This is a genomic window from Stutzerimonas stutzeri SDM-LAC, from assembly GCF_000235745.1.
Classification (GTDB): Bacteria; Pseudomonadota; Gammaproteobacteria; order Pseudomonadales; family Pseudomonadaceae; genus Stutzerimonas; species Stutzerimonas stutzeri_H.
Window position 1 is genome coordinate 1 of the sequence record NZ_AGSX01000072.1, and the last position, 14,911, is coordinate 14,911.

A 14,911-nucleotide genomic window follows, 5' to 3' on the forward strand; every position below is an offset into this window, starting at 1 on the left:
GCGAGGTGAATTCGTGCCCCATCGGGATGCCGGCGAAACGCAGGCTGATGTCGCCACCGATGCGGTTGAGTGCGAACGAAGGCCTGCGCACATCCTTGCCGTCGGTACGCAGGGTGATCTTGTCGCTCAGGCTGGTGATTTCTTCCAGCAGCTCGAGCATTTCCTGGGACTTTTCGCGGTCATCGAGGGACGCGACGATCTCGAACGGCTGGGTGACCTTGTCCAGGTAGGTTTTCAGTTGCGCTTTGAGATTGCTATCGAGCATGGAGTTTCCCCTGGCTAGAAAAATTGAGAAGCTTTTGAATGGAAACAGCATACGAGCCAATAGAAGATGCTGAAAATTGATTAAAGCTAGGAACCCCATCGAATGAAGCTATCGTTGTTCCACGTGGAACAAAAAACCCGGCTCACGCCGGGTTTTTGGTGGAACACTTATGTGCAGAAGAATCAGAAGTCGAGATTGGATACCGCCAACGCATTCGACTCGATGAAATCACGGCGGGGTTCAACCGCATCGCCCATCAAGGTGTTGAAGATCTGATCAGCCGTAATCGCGTCTTCAATGGTGACCTTGAGCATTCGTCGAACCGCAGGGTCCATGGTGGTTTCCCACAGCTGGTCCGGGTTCATCTCGCCCAGCCCCTTGTAGCGCTGAACACTGTGGCGGCGCGTACCTTCGGTCATCAACCAATCAAGCGCTTGCTTGAATGTAGCGACCGGTTTTTTGCGCTCACCACGTTGAACATAGGCGCCTTCTTCAAGGAGGCTGTTCAGCTTATCGCCCAAAACCGTAACGGTTTTATAGTCGTTACTGCCGAAGAAGTCACGATTGAACGTTATGTAACTGGCCAACCCGTGGGAGATGATTTCTACCTCGGGCAACCAGAGATGACGCTCTTTGTCTTCACGCAGACTCGCCTTATAAGCTAGTCCTGATCGCTCAACGCCTTTCAACAACGCAGCGTAGGGTTCAAGCCATGCCTGCATGGCGGCTTGATCAGCCAGTTGCTCGACGCTCACCCTTGGCAGATAGATGAAATGCTCGGTCAGCTCCTGCGGATAAAGCCGCGATAGGCGTTGCAAGGTCTTCATCACGGTTCGGTAGTCATGGACCAAACGCTCCAAGGCTTCGCCCGACAGACCTGGCGCGTGCTCGTTCACGTGCAGGCTGGCGTCTTCAAGGGCCGACTGGGTCAGGTATTCATCCATCGCCTCGTCATCCTTGATGTACTGCTCCTGCTTACCGCGCTTGACCTTATAGAGAGGCGGCTGTGCGATATAGACGTAACCGCGCTCGATCAGCTCGGGCAGCTGGCGGAAGAAGAACGTCAGCAGGAGCGTACGGATGTGTGAGCCGTCAACGTCAGCATCGGTCATGATGATGATGTTGTGATAGCGCAACTTGTCGATGTTGTATTCTTCGCGCCCGATGCCGCAGCCAAGCGCAGTGATGAGGGTGCCGACTTCCTGCGAAGAGATCATCTTGTCGAAACGAGCCTTCTCGACGTTGAGGATCTTGCCCTTTAGCGGAAGGATGGCCTGGGTCCTGCGGTTGCGGCCCTGCTTGGCAGAGCCGCCCGCGGAGTCACCCTCCACTATGTAAAGTTCGGAAAGGGCAGGGTCCTTTTCCTGGCAGTCGGCCAGCTTGCCGGGAAGACCGGCGATGTCCAGAGCGCCTTTGCGTCGGGTCATCTCGCGCGCTTTGCGTGCTGCTTCACGTGCGCGCGCCGCATCGATCATCTTGCCTACAACGGCTTTCGCCTCGTTGGGATTCTCGAGCAGGAAGTCCGCAAAGTGCTTGCCCATCTCCTGCTCGACGGCGGTTTTCACTTCGGACGAGACGAGCTTGTCCTTGGTTTGCGAGCTGAACTTTGGGTCCGGCACCTTGACCGAGATAATCGCAGTCAGTCCTTCACGCGCATCATCGCCAGTAGTAGCGACCTTATGTTTCTTGGCCAAGCCTTCCTGTTCGATGTAGTTGTTCAGGTTCCGCGTTAACGCCGAACGGAAACCCGCCAGGTGAGTACCGCCGTCGCGTTGCGGGATGTTGTTGGTGAAGCACAGTAGATTCTCGTTGAAGCTGTCGTTCCACTGCAGTGCGACCTCGACACCTACACCATCATCGCGCTGGACATTGAAGTGGAACACCTCATTGACGGGCGTCTTGTTGGTGTTGAGATACGCCACAAAGGCGCTGAGGCCGCCTTCGTATTTGAACAACTCTTCCTTGGCGTTGCGCTCATCGCGCAGCACGATACCGACGCCAGAATTGAGGAAAGACAGCTCCCGCAGCCGCTTGGCCAGGATATCCCAGCTGAAGTGAATGTTCTGAAAGGTCTCGGCCGACGGCTTGAAGTGGATCTGGGTCCCCGAATCTTCGGTATCACCGACCGCAGCAAGCGGCGCTTGCGGTACCCCGTGACGGTAGATCTGCTCCCACACCTTTCCTTCGCGGCGAATGGTCAGAATCAGCTCTTCTGAAAGCGCGTTCACGACTGACACACCCACACCGTGCAAGCCGCCGGATACCTTGTAGGAGTTATCGTCGAACTTACCGCCCGCGTGCAGGACGGTCATGATGACCTCTGCTGCAGACACGCCTTCTTCGTGGATATCTACCGGAATGCCACGGCCGTTATCACGAACACTGATGGACTCATCAACATGAATAGTGATGGAAATGTCGCTGCAATGACCTGCTAGCGCTTCGTCGATCGAATTATCGACCACTTCGAAGACCATATGATGCAGACCAGTGCCGTCGTCCGTATCGCCGATATACATGCCGGGACGCTTACGTACCGCATCAAGGCCCTTGAGCACCTTGATACTGGACGAATCGTACGTGTGGTTTTCGCTCATGCCTTCACTCCCGAGGGGCCGTGGTCCTGGGCAATTGCACCATGTTCCACGTGAAACATTGAGACTGGCGTGTCTTGACGCCAGCCTTCTCGCAATACGTCCGAATCGACACAGGTAATGAATACCTGGCAATTCAGTTGTTCCAGCAACCGGCACAGTGCCAGCCGGTGCTGATCGTCCAGTTCGGACGGTAGGTCATCGACCAGATAAATACACTGGCCTCGTTTGGCTTCACTCACCAGGTGGCCTTGTGCAATCCGCAACGCACACACCACCAGTTTCTGCTGGCCGCGAGATAACGTCTCCGCCGCGTTATGGTTGGCGATCCGTAATCGAAGGTCAGCCCGCTGAGGTCCCGCCTGGGTATGTCCCATGACTCTGTCGCGTTCAATGGACGCGGATAGCACTTCGGTCAGGGAACGCCCTTTGTCCCAGCCGCGGTAATAGCTCAGCTGGAAATCGTCTAGTTCTAAAAGCGCGGACAATGTAGTCTCGAAAATCGGCTTTAGCGCCTGAATATAGGTCCGCCTGTACTCGTCGATTTCCTCGCTCGCTGCGCTAAGCTCTCGGCTCCAGGCAGCCTGAGAAGCGGGGTCAAGTGTACCATGCCGCAGCCAGGAGTTTCGTTGCCTCAAGGCCTGCTGCAGACGCTGCCAAGCCTGGATGAACCGGGGTTCCACGTGAAACACGCCCCAATCCAGAAACTGCCGGCGAAGCTTTGGCGCACCTTCAAGCAAGCGAAAGCTGTCCGGATTGATCAACTGTAACGGCAGAGCTTCTGCCAATTCCGCTGCGCTGCGGACGCTCTGTCCATTGATCCGGATACGTACTTCGCCGCTGCGATCTCGAGAGATACCCAAAGCGCCCGCCTGCCCATCAGCCATCTCGACCTGGCCAAACACCGTGCAACTGGAATGCTCATGACCTATCACTGGCGTCAGCCGCGCGCTACGAAACGAGCGCGCCATACCGAGGAGATGAATCGCCTCAAGGAAACTGGTCTTTCCGCTACCGTTATCACCGTAGAGGATGTTGATCCGGGGGGAGGGGGTAAGCGTCACCGGCTGCAGATTGCGGATGCCGGTGACGGAAATGCGGCTAAGGGACATTCAATAGCAGGTTACAGGCGCATCGGCATGACGACATAGGCCGAGTCGTCGTTGTCATATTCCTGAACCAAAGCGCTGCTATTAGCGTCCGACAGAATTAACCGGACTTGATCCGTGGTCATGACGCTCAGCACATCCAGCAGGTAGCTGACGTTGAAGCCGATTTCCAGAGCACCGCCGGTATAGTCCACTGCGACTTCTTCTTCCGCTTCTTCCTGCTCGGGATTGTTCGCCTGGATTTTCAACAGTCCCGTTTCCAACTGCAGCCGGATGCCACGGTATTTTTCATTGGAAAGAATAGCCGTACGGCTGAATGCTTCACGCAATGTCTGACGCTCGCCCACCACCAGCTTGTCGCCACCACGGGGCAGGACGCGCTCGTAGTCGGGAAATTTCCCATCGACGAGTTTGGAGGTAAAGGTGAATTCTCCCGTAGTGGCCCGAATGTGGTGTTGGCCGAGGACGATGCTGACTTCGCCATCCTGGTCCGTCAGAAGCCTCGCCAGTTCGAGAATGCCCTTGCGTGGGACGATGACCTGATGTCGGTCGGGCTGTTCGATACCGGCTTGCATGGAGCACATCGCCAAACGATGCCCGTCCGTTGCGACCGCGCGCAACATGCCGCTGGAAACCTCGATGAGCATGCCGTTCAGGTAGTAGCGCACGTCCTGCTGGGCCATAGCGAAGCTGCTACGCTCGATAAGACGACGCATCTTGCCCTGGTTAACGCTGAAATTCAGCGAGCCGGGACCTTCTTCCACTGTCGGGAAATCATTAGCCGGCAAGGTCGAAAGGGAGAAGCGGCTGCGCCCGGACTTGATTACGATCTTCTGATCATCCAGGCGGATATCGATGAGCGCGTCAGCCTGAAGACTCTTGCAGATGTCCATCAGTTTGCGCGCTGGCACCGTAATTTCGCCTGGTTCGGATGCATCTTCCAGGGCGACGCGCCCGACCAGCTCTACCTCAAGATCGGTGCCGGTAAGCGACAGCTGATGGTCTTCAACCACCAGCAATACGTTCGACAGTACCGGCAATGTCTGGCGACGCTCGACGACGCCGGCGACCAGCTGCAGAGGTTTCAACAAGGCTTCGCGCTGAATAGTGAAATGCATGGTCTGGTCCCTTGCCTATTAAATGGCTGCAGTCTTCTCAGGTTGTCAATGTACGCAGCAAATTCTTGTAATCTTCACGAATATCAGCGTCCAATTCGCGAAGTTCGGCGATCTTACGACAGGCATGCAACACCGTCGTGTGATCGCGCCCACCAAAGGCGTCACCGATTTCCGGCAAGCTGTGGTTGGTGAGTTCTTTCGACAATGCCATCGCGACCTGACGAGGCCTTGCGACCGAACGCGAACGTCTTTTCGAAAGAAGGTCGGATATCTTGATTTTGTAGTATTCGGCGACGGTGCGCTGAATATTATCAACACTTACAAGCTTGTCCTGCAGGGCGAGCAAGTCTTTCAGCGACTCGCGAATCAACTCGATCGTGATGTCCCGCCCCATGAAGTGGGCATGCGCGATCACGCGTTTCAGCGCACCTTCCAGCTCGCGGACGTTCGAACGAATGCGCTGCGCAATGAAGAACGCAGCATCGTGGGGTAGCTCGACGTTCGCCTGATCGGCCTTCTTCATCAGGATTGCCACGCGGGTTTCGAGTTCCGGTGGCTCGACAGCCACCGTCAGCCCCCAGCCGAAGCGTGATTTCAACCGCTCCTCAAGCCCGTCGATCTCCTTCGGGTAGCGGTCACTGGTGAGAATCACCTGCTGCCCGCCTTCAAGCAACGCGTTGAACGTGTGGAAAAACTCTTCCTGCGACCGCTCTTTTTTTGCAAAGAACTGAATGTCGTCGATCAGCAACGCATCCACCGAACGATAGAAGCGTTTGAACTCGTTGATTGCGTTGAGCTGCAACGCCTTGACCATGTCCGCGACGAACCGCTCTGAATGAAGGTAGACCACCTTGGCGTTGGGGTTCTTCTTCAACAAATGGTTGCCAACCGCGTGCATCAGGTGCGTCTTGCCAAGCCCTACGCCGCCATAAAGAAACAACGGGTTGTAGCCATGCTTGGGATTGTCCGCAACCTGCCAGGCTGCTGCCCGCGCGAGCTGGTTGGACTTGCCTTCAACGAAATTCTCAAAGGTAAAGGTGCGGTTTAGATAGCTGGTGTGCTTCAGTCCACCCTCGACTTGCACGTTGCGTTCAACGGGACGAACAGGTGCGCTTGCGGGTGCGACAGGCTCAGCGGAAACCACAGCAGCCGGTTCGTAGGATGAAGCAGCAGGCGGCGCCGCGGCAGCAGGAGCACCGGCTTGCGACTGGGAACGAGGGGCCGACCCGGCGGCCGGCCGCGCAGAAGCCGTTCGCCTGCTACCAATCAGCAAGGACAAAGAGGGAGCGGGCCCCGGTGCGCGTTCGGATAACAATTCCATCAAGCGCGAAAAATACTTCTCGTTGACCCAATCCAGAACGAAGCGGTTCGGTGCATAGACCCGCAACTCATCTCCATCTGCTTCGACTTGAAGCGGACGAATCCAGGTATTGAATTGTTGGGCCGGCAGCTCATCTCTCAAGAGGTCAACGCACTGCTGCCATAATTCCACCGACACAGAGTCTCCTAGAGCTGGCGAGCTTAAAACGGAGCTCATTGTAGCCCTGAGCCAGTCAGTTATCCACAGTCAGGCAGCGTTATATAGGCAAACGCGCATTCATCGAATGTCGGCAAACCGTGATCAGTCCAGCTAAGGCCTGTTGATAAGCACCCTTAGAAGCATTGTAAAAGCCTGTGCACAACGCAACGCATAACCCGCCTGTGGATAATATGGAATTTAATCCACAGCTAACTCAACGAGATTCCACCGTATACGCACCGCTTGCTCAGAAAGCTCCGGAACGCTGAAACCCAGGTGGTCCCACGGCTGCAATGAACTATCCACAGAAAACGGCATGACCATCTATAAGCACTGCATTAAGAAGATCTTTATCTTCTTTTCTCTATGTATTGCTTTCTGCCTGAATGATGTTGGTTGGAAATTGACCTCACCGCGCGGCTTCTCTACAATCGCCGGTCTCTTAAAAGGGGGCCATTCCGGCCCGCAATGGATCACCAGGTAACGCATCATGAAACGCACTTTCCAACCCAGCACCCTCAAGCGCGCTCGCACCCACGGCTTCCGTGCTCGTATGGCCACCAAAAACGGTCGTGCCGTCCTGTCGCGTCGCCGCGCCAAAGGCCGTAAGCGTCTGGCAGTCTGAAGACGCCGGAACAGGTAGTGAGTCGAGACTTCGGTCGGGAAAAGCGTCTGCTGACCCCGAGCCAGTTCAAGGCTGTCTTCGACTCCCCTTCCGGCAAGTTACCGGGCAGGAACATCCTGCTACTGGTGCGCGAAAATCAATTGCCACATCCGCGGATCGGGTTGGTGATTGGCAAGAAGAGCGTCAAGCTCTCGGTAGAGCGCAATCGCATCAAGCGGCAACTGCGTGAAACCTTTCGTCTCCACCAGATGGAGTTGACGGGGTGGGATATCGTGGTCATCGCACGCAAGGGTTTAGCGGAACTGGCTAACCCAGAACTGGCAAAACAGTTTGCCAAACTCTGGAGACGCTTGGCTCGTACCCCGGTGCCGGACACGAATCAGGTCCAGAGCAGCACAGCTGATGCGTAAGCTCGCGCTTGTCCCCATTCGCTTCTACCGGTACGCCATCAGTCCGATGATGGCCAGTCACTGCCGCTTTTACCCAACTTGCTCCTGCTACGCACAAGAGGCCATTGAAACACATGGCTTGATGCGCGGTGGCTGGCTGAGCCTGTGCAGGCTTGGCCGTTGCCATCCATGGAATCCGGGCGGCTATGATCCCGTGCCTTCCAATACCCCCTCCAATTCATCTTCGATGACCGAGTAACCATGGATATCAAACGCTCGATCCTGCTTGTCGCCCTGGCAGTCGTTGCTTACCTGATGGTTTTGCAGTGGAACCAGGACTACGGTCAGACCGCCATCCCTGACGAGACCCGCTTAGAGCAGTCTTCGGCCGCGCAGCTCCCCTCTGTTCCGGCCACCACCAGCAACGAAAACGGACAGGGCGACATTCCTGCTGTAAGCAGTGAGCCGATGGCAAGTGCGGTTCCCGAGACCCAGGCCAGTTCTCAGCTGATTCACGTACGCACCGATGTTCTGGATCTTGCTATCGATCCACGCGGCGGCGATATCGTGGATCTACGCTTACCTGAGTTCCCGCGTCGTCAGGATCGGCCAGACGTTCCGTTCCAGCTTTTCGAGCGCAGCGGCGAACGCACCTATGAGGCACAGAGCGGGTTGATCGGTGACGGCCCGGACAAAGCCAGCGGCCGTCCGCTGTATAGCAGCGCGCAACAGCAGTACCAGCTGGGCGAGAATCAGGACCAGCTTGTCGTCGATCTGAACTACAGCGAAGACGGTATCGAATACACCAAGCGTTTCACCTTCAAGCGTGGTGATTACGATCTTGGCGTGCGCTACCTGATCAACAATCAAAGCGACAAGCCTTGGACCGGGCACATGTTCGGTCAGCTCAAGCGCGATGACAGCAAAGATCCTTCTTCCAGCACCGCAACGGGTACTGCCACCTACCTTGGAGCTGCGCTCTGGACCCAGGATGAGCCATATACCAAGGTTTCCATGGGTGACATGGACGACAAGAGCCTGAAGAAGACTGTCGAGGGCGGCTGGATCGCCTGGTTGCAGCACTACTTCGTGACAGCCTGGATCCCAGCGCCCGATCAGACCAACGTCGTTCAGACCCGCAAGGACAGCCAAGGCAACTACATCATCGGCTTCACAGGGCCCGCTGTTTCGGTGGCGCCGGGTGCCCAAGGTGAAACATACGCCACGCTGTATGCCGGGCCGAAGAGCCAGGATCAACTGGAAGAGCTGTCGCCAGGCCTCCGCCTGACGGTCGACTACGGCATCCTCTGGTTCATCGCTCAACCCATCTTCTGGCTTCTGCAGAATATCCACGCACTGCTGGGTAACTGGGGCTGGTCGATCATTGCGCTGACTATCGTGATCAAGCTGGCGTTCTTCCCGCTCTCAGCAGCCAGTTACAGGTCGATGGCCCGTATGCGGGCGGTGTCGCCGAAAATGCAGGCGCTCAAGGAGCAGTTCGGCGACGACCGCCAGAAGATGTCGCAGGCGATGATGGAGCTGTACAAGAAGGAGAAAATCAATCCATTGGGCGGCTGCTTGCCGATCGTCGTGCAGATGCCGGTCTTTCTCGCCTTGTACTGGGTACTGCTGGAAAGCGTCGAGATGCGTCAGGCGCCTTGGATGTTCTGGATCACTGACCTGTCGATCAAAGATCCGTTCTTCATCCTGCCGATCATCATGGGCGTGACCATGTTCATCCAGCAGCAATTGAACCCTACGCCACCGGACCCGATGCAAGCCAAGGTGATGAAGCTCCTGCCAATTATCTTCACCTTCTTCTTCCTCTGGTTCCCGGCAGGCCTGGTGCTGTACTGGGTCGTTAACAACTGCTTGTCGATCGCGCAGCAGTGGTACATTACCCGCAAGATCACCGGACAGACTGCCAGCGCAACCTGATCCGTCGAAGTGAACAGAACGCCCCTTAATTGGGGCGTTTTGCATTATCGATACCTGGGAGAGTTTTGATGAGCCAAGATCGCGAAACCATCGCTGCCGTCGCCACTGCACCAGGTCGTGGTGGGATCGGCGTAGTCCGCGTTTCCGGCCCGCGAGCCAAAGCTGTTGCGATCACGCTTAGCGGTCGCGAGCCGGTTCCAAGACATGCCCACTACAGCCCCTTCCATGCCGATGATGGTGAAGTGATCGATGAGGGGTTAATGCTGTTCTTCCCCGGCCCCCACTCATTTACCGGCGAAGATGTGCTGGAACTTCAAGGTCATGGCGGCCCCGTCGTGATGGACATGTTGTTGCAGCGTTGCATAGAGCTTGGCATCCGGCCTGCTCGCCCCGGCGAGTTCAGCGAACGAGCCTTCCTCAACGACAAGCTGGACCTGGCCCAGGCAGAGGCGATCGCGGACCTTATCGAAGCGAGCTCGGCGCAAGCAGCGCGCAATGCCGTACGCTCACTTCAGGGTGATTTCTCCCGGCGCGTGCATCACCTGACCGAAAGCCTGGTGCAGCTGCGCATCTACGTCGAAGCGGCGATCGATTTTCCGGAGGAGGAAATCGATTTCCTCGCAGACGGCCGAGTGCTCGCGCTGCTTGAGCAGGTTCGCACCGAGTTATCCACAGTAGTGCGCGAGGCTGGTCAGGGGGCTTTGCTGCGTGACGGAATGAACGTGGTCATCGCTGGGCGTCCCAATGCCGGCAAGTCGAGCCTGCTCAACGCGCTGGCGGGGCGGGAGGCTGCGATCGTGACAGATATTGCCGGCACGACACGAGACCTGCTGAAAGAACACATTCAGATTGATGGAATGCCGTTGCACATCATCGATACCGCTGGCCTGCGTAGCACACAGGACCAGGTGGAGCGGATAGGGGTAGAACGAGCGATTAAGGCCATACAGGATGCTGACCGTGTGCTGCTGGTGATCGATGCCAGTGCGACCTCTTCCCTTGATGACGAATCCCATTGGCCTGACCTGCTGCTAACGATGCCTGATCCTGCCAAGACCACGGTCATTCGCAACAAGGCCGACCTTACCGGCGACGCGGTCACGCTCTCAGTCGACCCTGACGGGCATACGACGCTCAGCTTGTCCGCCCGCTCGGGTGACGGCCTTGAGATGCTTCGTGAGCATCTCAAGCACTGCATGGGCTATGACCAGACCGCGGAAAGCGCCTTCAGCGCCAGGCGCAGGCATCTGGACGCGCTCCGCAAGGCTGCCGACCACCTTGACGATGGCCATGCTCAGTTGACGCTGGCAGGCGCAGGTGAGCTCCTCGCTGAAGACCTTCGCCAAGCGCAGCAGGCACTTGGCGAGATCACCGGGGCATTCAGTTCCGACGATTTGCTTGGCCGCATCTTCTCCAGCTTCTGCATCGGCAAATAGTCGGTCTCTAGCCAAGCCGTGGCGTTCACTCCTTTCCTGAACGCTATCCGGCCCTGAAGGGCTCGACCTCCCGCAGCCATCCTCAATCGTTTCAGCTTGACATCAGCCCTCCAGTCGGAGGGCCTGTCCGCCTGCTCGCCCAAAAGCCTCCACGCCTGCCTTTCTGTTGTATCAGCGCAGCGCATGCGGCCGACTTGCTGATTTGGACGATACATAAGCTCTGTGGAAAACCCCGCTTAAGCTCGGTCGATAAGCGGTGTAGAAAGCCACTGTTACTGACGACTGTGGATAAAGTCATATTTCATGCACAGGGTGTCAACCGGGACTCCACCGCCTATACGGCAGCTGAACACAGCGTTTCTTTCGGCTCTAGGTCCCATAACATAAGCCTTTCAGCGTTCTATCCACAGATATTCGCTGTCTATTTATAAACATAAAAATAAGCTTTAAATCATTTTTCTTCTTTATATCTCTTAAGGCTCCTCTCTTGAGTACCGGCGCTGCAGCTGGTCATTTTTTTGTCCAGAGGCCTTCTTTCGCGCTCTCCTAGTGCCTATACTGGCGAGCTTGCTTAGACTCAACCGAACAGGCACGAGGTGCGTGGTGGATTTCCCTTCCCGTTTTGACGTCATCGTTATCGGCGGCGGTCATGCCGGTACCGAAGCTGCGCTAGCAGCCGCTCGAATCGGCGTTAAAACGCTCTTGCTGACTCACAATGTCGAAACGCTGGGGCAAATGAGCTGCAATCCAGCCATTGGTGGTATCGGCAAAAGTCATTTGGTGAAGGAAATCGACGCGCTCGGCGGCGTCATGGCGACCGCCACCGACCGCAGCGGAATCCAGTTTCGAGTACTCAACAGCCGCAAAGGCCCGGCGGTGCGGGCGACCCGCGCCCAGGCTGATCGCGTTTTGTACAAGGCCGCTGTTCGTGAGATGTTGGAAAACCAACCGAATCTGTGGATATTTCAGCAGGCGGCCGATGATTTGATCGTCGAGGCGGATCAGGTCAAGGGCGTGGTTACCCAGATGGGACTGCGTTTCTTCGCCGAATCGGTTGTACTCACAACCGGCACCTTCCTTGGCGGACTTATCCACATTGGTTTGCAGAATTACTCTGGCGGCAGGGCCGGCGATCCTCCCTCGATTGCCTTGGCCAAACGTCTGCGCGAGCTCCCCCTGCGGGTTGGCCGCCTGAAGACCGGTACGCCTCCACGAATCGATGGTCGCAGCGTCGATTTTTCGGTGATGACCGAGCAACCGGGCGACACGCCGATCCCCCCCATGTCCTTTCTCGGTCACGCGGCGCAGCATCCGCGACAAGTGAGCTGCTGGATCACTCACACCAACGCGCGTACTCACGAGATCATTGCCGCCAACCTTGATCGATCACCGATGTATTCCGGTGTCATCGAGGGTGTCGGACCGCGCTATTGCCCGTCGATCGAAGACAAGATTCATCGTTTTGCTGACAAGGACAGCCATCAAGTCTTCATCGAGCCCGAAGGCCTGACAACCCACGAACTCTACCCGAACGGCATTTCGACTTCGTTGCCCTTTGACGTGCAGCTGCAGATCGTACAGAGCATTCGCGGAATGGAGCAGGCGCATATCGTGCGTCCCGGCTATGCCATCGAATACGATTACTTCGATCCACGCGACCTGAAATACAGCCTGGAAACCAAGGTGATTGCGGGTCTTTACTTCGCCGGGCAGATCAACGGGACTACCGGTTACGAAGAAGCCGGCGCCCAGGGCTTACTCGCCGGAGCCAATGCCGCGTTGCGCGCCAAAGGGTTGGACAGCTGGTGTCCTCGTCGGGACGAAGCGTATCTCGGCGTGCTGGTCGATGACCTGATCACGCTCGGCACGCAGGAACCGTATCGAATGTTCACCTCGCGCGCCGAATATCGACTGATCCTACGTGAGGACAACGCTGATTTGCGCTTGACCGAAAAAGGGCGCGAGTTGGGCTTGGTCGACGACGTACGTTGGGCTGCGTTCGAACGCAAGCGCGAGAGCATCGTGCAGGAAGAACAACGCCTCAAGGGCACCTGGGTTCGCCCTGGAACCGAGCAGGGCGATGCGATCGCCGAGCGTTTCGGGACCCCGCTGACCCATGAATACAACCTGCTGAATCTCCTGGCGCGCCCGGAAATCGATTACCGGGGCCTCATGCAACTCACTGGCGGCGGTGCTGAAGATCCTCAGGTCGCCGAGCAGGTAGAGATCAAGACCAAGTATGCCGGCTACATTGACCGCCAGCAGGAGGAAATCCTTCGCTTGCGGGCCAGCGAATCCATCATGCTGCCAGCCGAGCTGGATTACTCGGGCATTTCCGGGTTGTCGAAAGAGATCCAGCACAAGCTGAGCCAGGCGCGACCCGAGACCCTCGGGCAAGCCTCTCGGATTCCTGGCGTCACGCCGGCCGCCGTTTCGCTGCTGATGATTCATCTGAAAAAACGCAGTGCCGGACAGAAGCTGGAGCAGAGCGCTTGATGGCAACGGAATTGGCCAACCATGCTGATGAGCTCAGGCTAGGTGCATTGCAGCTGGGGCTCGACCTGAGCAGCGTTCAGCAACAACAGCTGATGGACTATCTCGCGCTGCTGGCAAAGTGGAACAAGGCATACAACCTGACCGCTGTGCGCAACCCGGCGGAGATGGTCTCCAGACATCTGCTCGACAGCCTTAGCGTAGTGCCACAAGCCGAGAAGGGCGGTGCGCGCTGGCTGGATGTGGGGAGCGGTGGCGGCATGCCCGGCATTCCGCTGGCGATCATGTTTCCCGAGCGCAACTTCACCCTGCTCGACTCCAACGGTAAGAAGACCCGTTTTCTCACTCAGGTAAAGCTAGAACTGAGACTTGCCAACGTCGAAGTTGTCCACAGCCGCGTCGAGCAGTTCACTCCGCCACAGCCGTTCTCTGACATCACCTCGCGGGCGTTCAGCTCGCTTGAGGATTTTGCTAATTGGACACGCCATCTCAGCGATGCTGATACCCGCTGGCTAGCCATGAAGGGCGTGCATCCGGACGACGAACTGCAGGCGTTGCCCACGGACTTCCAGCTGGACTGCTGTGCGGTTCTCAAGGTTCCAGGTTGCCAAGGGCAACGCCATCTGCTGATACTGCGGCGCACTTCATGACCCGGACAGACACTGACCATGGCTAAAGTATTTGCCATCGCCAACCAGAAGGGCGGTGTCGCCAAGACCACCACCTGCATCAATCTCGCGGCTTCGCTCGTGGCGACGCGCCGTCGCGTGCTGCTGATTGATCTTGATCCACAGGGCAACGCCACCACCGGTAGCGGTGTGGATAAGTTGGCGTTGGAGTATTCGATCTACGACGTGTTGATTGGGGAATGCAGCTTGGTCGATGCCATGCAGTTCTCGGAGCACGGCGGCTATCAGTTACTCCCAGCCAACCGCGACCTGACCGCCGCTGAAGTCGCCTTGCTGAACCTGCCGGCCAAAGAGAATCGCTTGCGCGAAGCGCTGGCACCGGTGCGCGAGAATTACGACTACATCCTCATCGATTGCCCGCCCTCGCTCTCGATGCTGACGATCAATGCGCTGACCGCCGCCGATGGCGTGATCATTCCCATGCAATGCGAGTACTACGCGCTCGAAGGCCTCAGCGATCTGGTCAACTCGATCCAGCGTATTGGTCAGGCGCTAAACCCGGCGCTGAAGATCGAGGGTTTGCTGCGCACCATGTATGACCCGCGCAGCAGCCTGACCAACGAGGTTACCGAGCAGTTGAAAGCGCACTTCGGTGAGAAGCTCTACGACACCGTTATTCCACGCAACGTGCGCCTGGCCGAAGCCCCTAGTCACGGCATGCCGGCGCTGGTCTATGACAAGCAATCAAAGGGCGCTTTGGCCTATCTGGCGCTGGCGGGCGAATTGTCGCGCCGCC

Annotated in this window: 12 protein-coding genes and 1 pseudogene; 8 read left to right on the forward strand and 5 right to left on the reverse strand. The window is 57.1% G+C overall.

Going from position 1 to position 14,911, the window contains the following annotated elements:
- The 5 genes and pseudogenes from PSTU_RS20610 to dnaA form a co-directional block, all read right to left on the reverse strand.
- Nucleotides 1-265 (reverse strand): annotated as a pseudogene (locus PSTU_RS20610) (alkyl hydroperoxide reductase subunit F); the annotation flags it as partial.
- Between the two features lie 182 nt (nucleotides 266-447).
- Nucleotides 448-2,862, reverse strand: a complete 2,415-nt coding sequence (gene gyrB / locus PSTU_RS0109040) for a DNA topoisomerase (ATP-hydrolyzing) subunit B (RefSeq protein ID WP_019340718.1) — start codon at nucleotides 2,860-2,862, stop codon at nucleotides 448-450.
- Nucleotides 2,859-3,971 carry a DNA replication/repair protein RecF gene (gene recF, locus PSTU_RS0109045; protein WP_019340719.1) on the reverse strand — a complete coding sequence of 371 codons (1,113 nt, stop codon included), beginning with the start codon at nucleotides 3,969-3,971 and terminating at the stop codon, nucleotides 2,859-2,861. Before recF ends, gyrB begins: the two co-directional genes overlap by 4 nt.
- An 11-nt stretch (nucleotides 3,972-3,982) precedes the next feature.
- The gene (dnaN, locus tag PSTU_RS0109050) at nucleotides 3,983-5,086 is read right to left on the reverse strand and encodes a DNA polymerase III subunit beta (protein WP_019340720.1); all 1,104 of its coding nucleotides are present in this window, start codon (nucleotides 5,084-5,086) and stop codon (nucleotides 3,983-3,985) included.
- Between the two features lie 37 nt (nucleotides 5,087-5,123).
- Nucleotides 5,124-6,584 (reverse strand): chromosomal replication initiator protein DnaA, encoded by a 1,461-nt coding sequence (gene dnaA / locus PSTU_RS0109055; protein ID WP_019340721.1) that lies wholly within the window; start codon nucleotides 6,582-6,584, stop codon nucleotides 5,124-5,126.
- A 511-nt stretch (nucleotides 6,585-7,095) separates the two neighbouring features.
- Here dnaA and rpmH point away from each other — a divergent pair.
- The 8 genes from rpmH to PSTU_RS0109100 form a co-directional block, all read left to right on the forward strand.
- On the forward strand, nucleotides 7,096-7,230 hold the full coding sequence (gene rpmH / locus PSTU_RS0109065; protein WP_019340723.1) for a 50S ribosomal protein L34: 135 nt from the start codon (nucleotides 7,096-7,098) through the stop codon (nucleotides 7,228-7,230).
- A gap of 17 nt (nucleotides 7,231-7,247) precedes the next feature.
- Nucleotides 7,248-7,640, forward strand: coding sequence for a ribonuclease P protein component (gene rnpA / locus PSTU_RS20615; protein ID WP_019340724.1), 393 nt, complete (start codon nucleotides 7,248-7,250; stop codon nucleotides 7,638-7,640).
- Nucleotides 7,633-7,878, forward strand: a complete 246-nt coding sequence (gene yidD / locus PSTU_RS21305) for a membrane protein insertion efficiency factor YidD (RefSeq protein WP_019340725.1) — start codon at nucleotides 7,633-7,635, stop codon at nucleotides 7,876-7,878. Before rnpA ends, yidD begins: the two co-directional genes overlap by 8 nt.
- Nucleotides 7,879-7,880: 2 nt before the next feature.
- Nucleotides 7,881-9,557, forward strand: coding sequence for a membrane protein insertase YidC (gene yidC / locus PSTU_RS0109080; protein WP_019340726.1), 1,677 nt, complete (start codon nucleotides 7,881-7,883; stop codon nucleotides 9,555-9,557).
- A 68-nt stretch (nucleotides 9,558-9,625) separates the two neighbouring features.
- On the forward strand, nucleotides 9,626-10,993 hold the full coding sequence (gene mnmE / locus PSTU_RS0109085) for a tRNA uridine-5-carboxymethylaminomethyl(34) synthesis GTPase MnmE (protein ID WP_019340727.1): 1,368 nt from the start codon (nucleotides 9,626-9,628) through the stop codon (nucleotides 10,991-10,993).
- Between the two features lie 603 nt (nucleotides 10,994-11,596).
- Nucleotides 11,597-13,489: a tRNA uridine-5-carboxymethylaminomethyl(34) synthesis enzyme MnmG gene (mnmG, locus tag PSTU_RS0109090; protein WP_019340728.1), complete on the forward strand. Its 1,893-nt coding sequence runs from the start codon at nucleotides 11,597-11,599 to the stop codon at nucleotides 13,487-13,489.
- Nucleotides 13,489-14,136 (forward strand): 16S rRNA (guanine(527)-N(7))-methyltransferase RsmG, encoded by a 648-nt coding sequence (gene rsmG, locus PSTU_RS0109095; RefSeq protein WP_019340729.1) that lies wholly within the window; start codon nucleotides 13,489-13,491, stop codon nucleotides 14,134-14,136. The genes mnmG and rsmG overlap by 1 nt, the downstream gene beginning before the upstream one ends.
- Before the next feature lie 18 nt (nucleotides 14,137-14,154).
- The coding region (locus PSTU_RS0109100) for a ParA family protein (protein ID WP_019340730.1) at nucleotides 14,155-14,911 on the forward strand (757 nt) is incomplete at its 3' end.

Excerpts from the sequence above, each read along its gene's own strand:
- gyrB (WP_019340718.1), bottom strand. The coding sequence starts at position 2,862 with ATGAGCGAAAACCACACGTACGATTCGTCCAGTATCAAGGTGCTCAAG.
- recF (WP_019340719.1), bottom strand. The coding sequence starts at position 3,971 with ATGTCCCTTAGCCGCATTTCCGTCACCGGCATCCGCAATCTGCAGCCG.
- dnaN (WP_019340720.1), bottom strand. The coding sequence starts at position 5,086 with ATGCATTTCACTATTCAGCGCGAAGCCTTGTTGAAACCTCTGCAGCTG.
- rpmH (WP_019340723.1), top strand. The coding sequence starts at position 7,096 with ATGAAACGCACTTTCCAACCCAGCACCCTCAAGCGCGCTCGCACCCAC.
- yidD (WP_019340725.1), top strand. The coding sequence starts at position 7,633 with ATGCGTAAGCTCGCGCTTGTCCCCATTCGCTTCTACCGGTACGCCATC.
- yidC (WP_019340726.1), top strand. The coding sequence starts at position 7,881 with ATGGATATCAAACGCTCGATCCTGCTTGTCGCCCTGGCAGTCGTTGCT.
- mnmE (WP_019340727.1), top strand. The coding sequence starts at position 9,626 with ATGAGCCAAGATCGCGAAACCATCGCTGCCGTCGCCACTGCACCAGGT.
- rsmG (WP_019340729.1), top strand. The coding sequence starts at position 13,489 with ATGGCAACGGAATTGGCCAACCATGCTGATGAGCTCAGGCTAGGTGCA.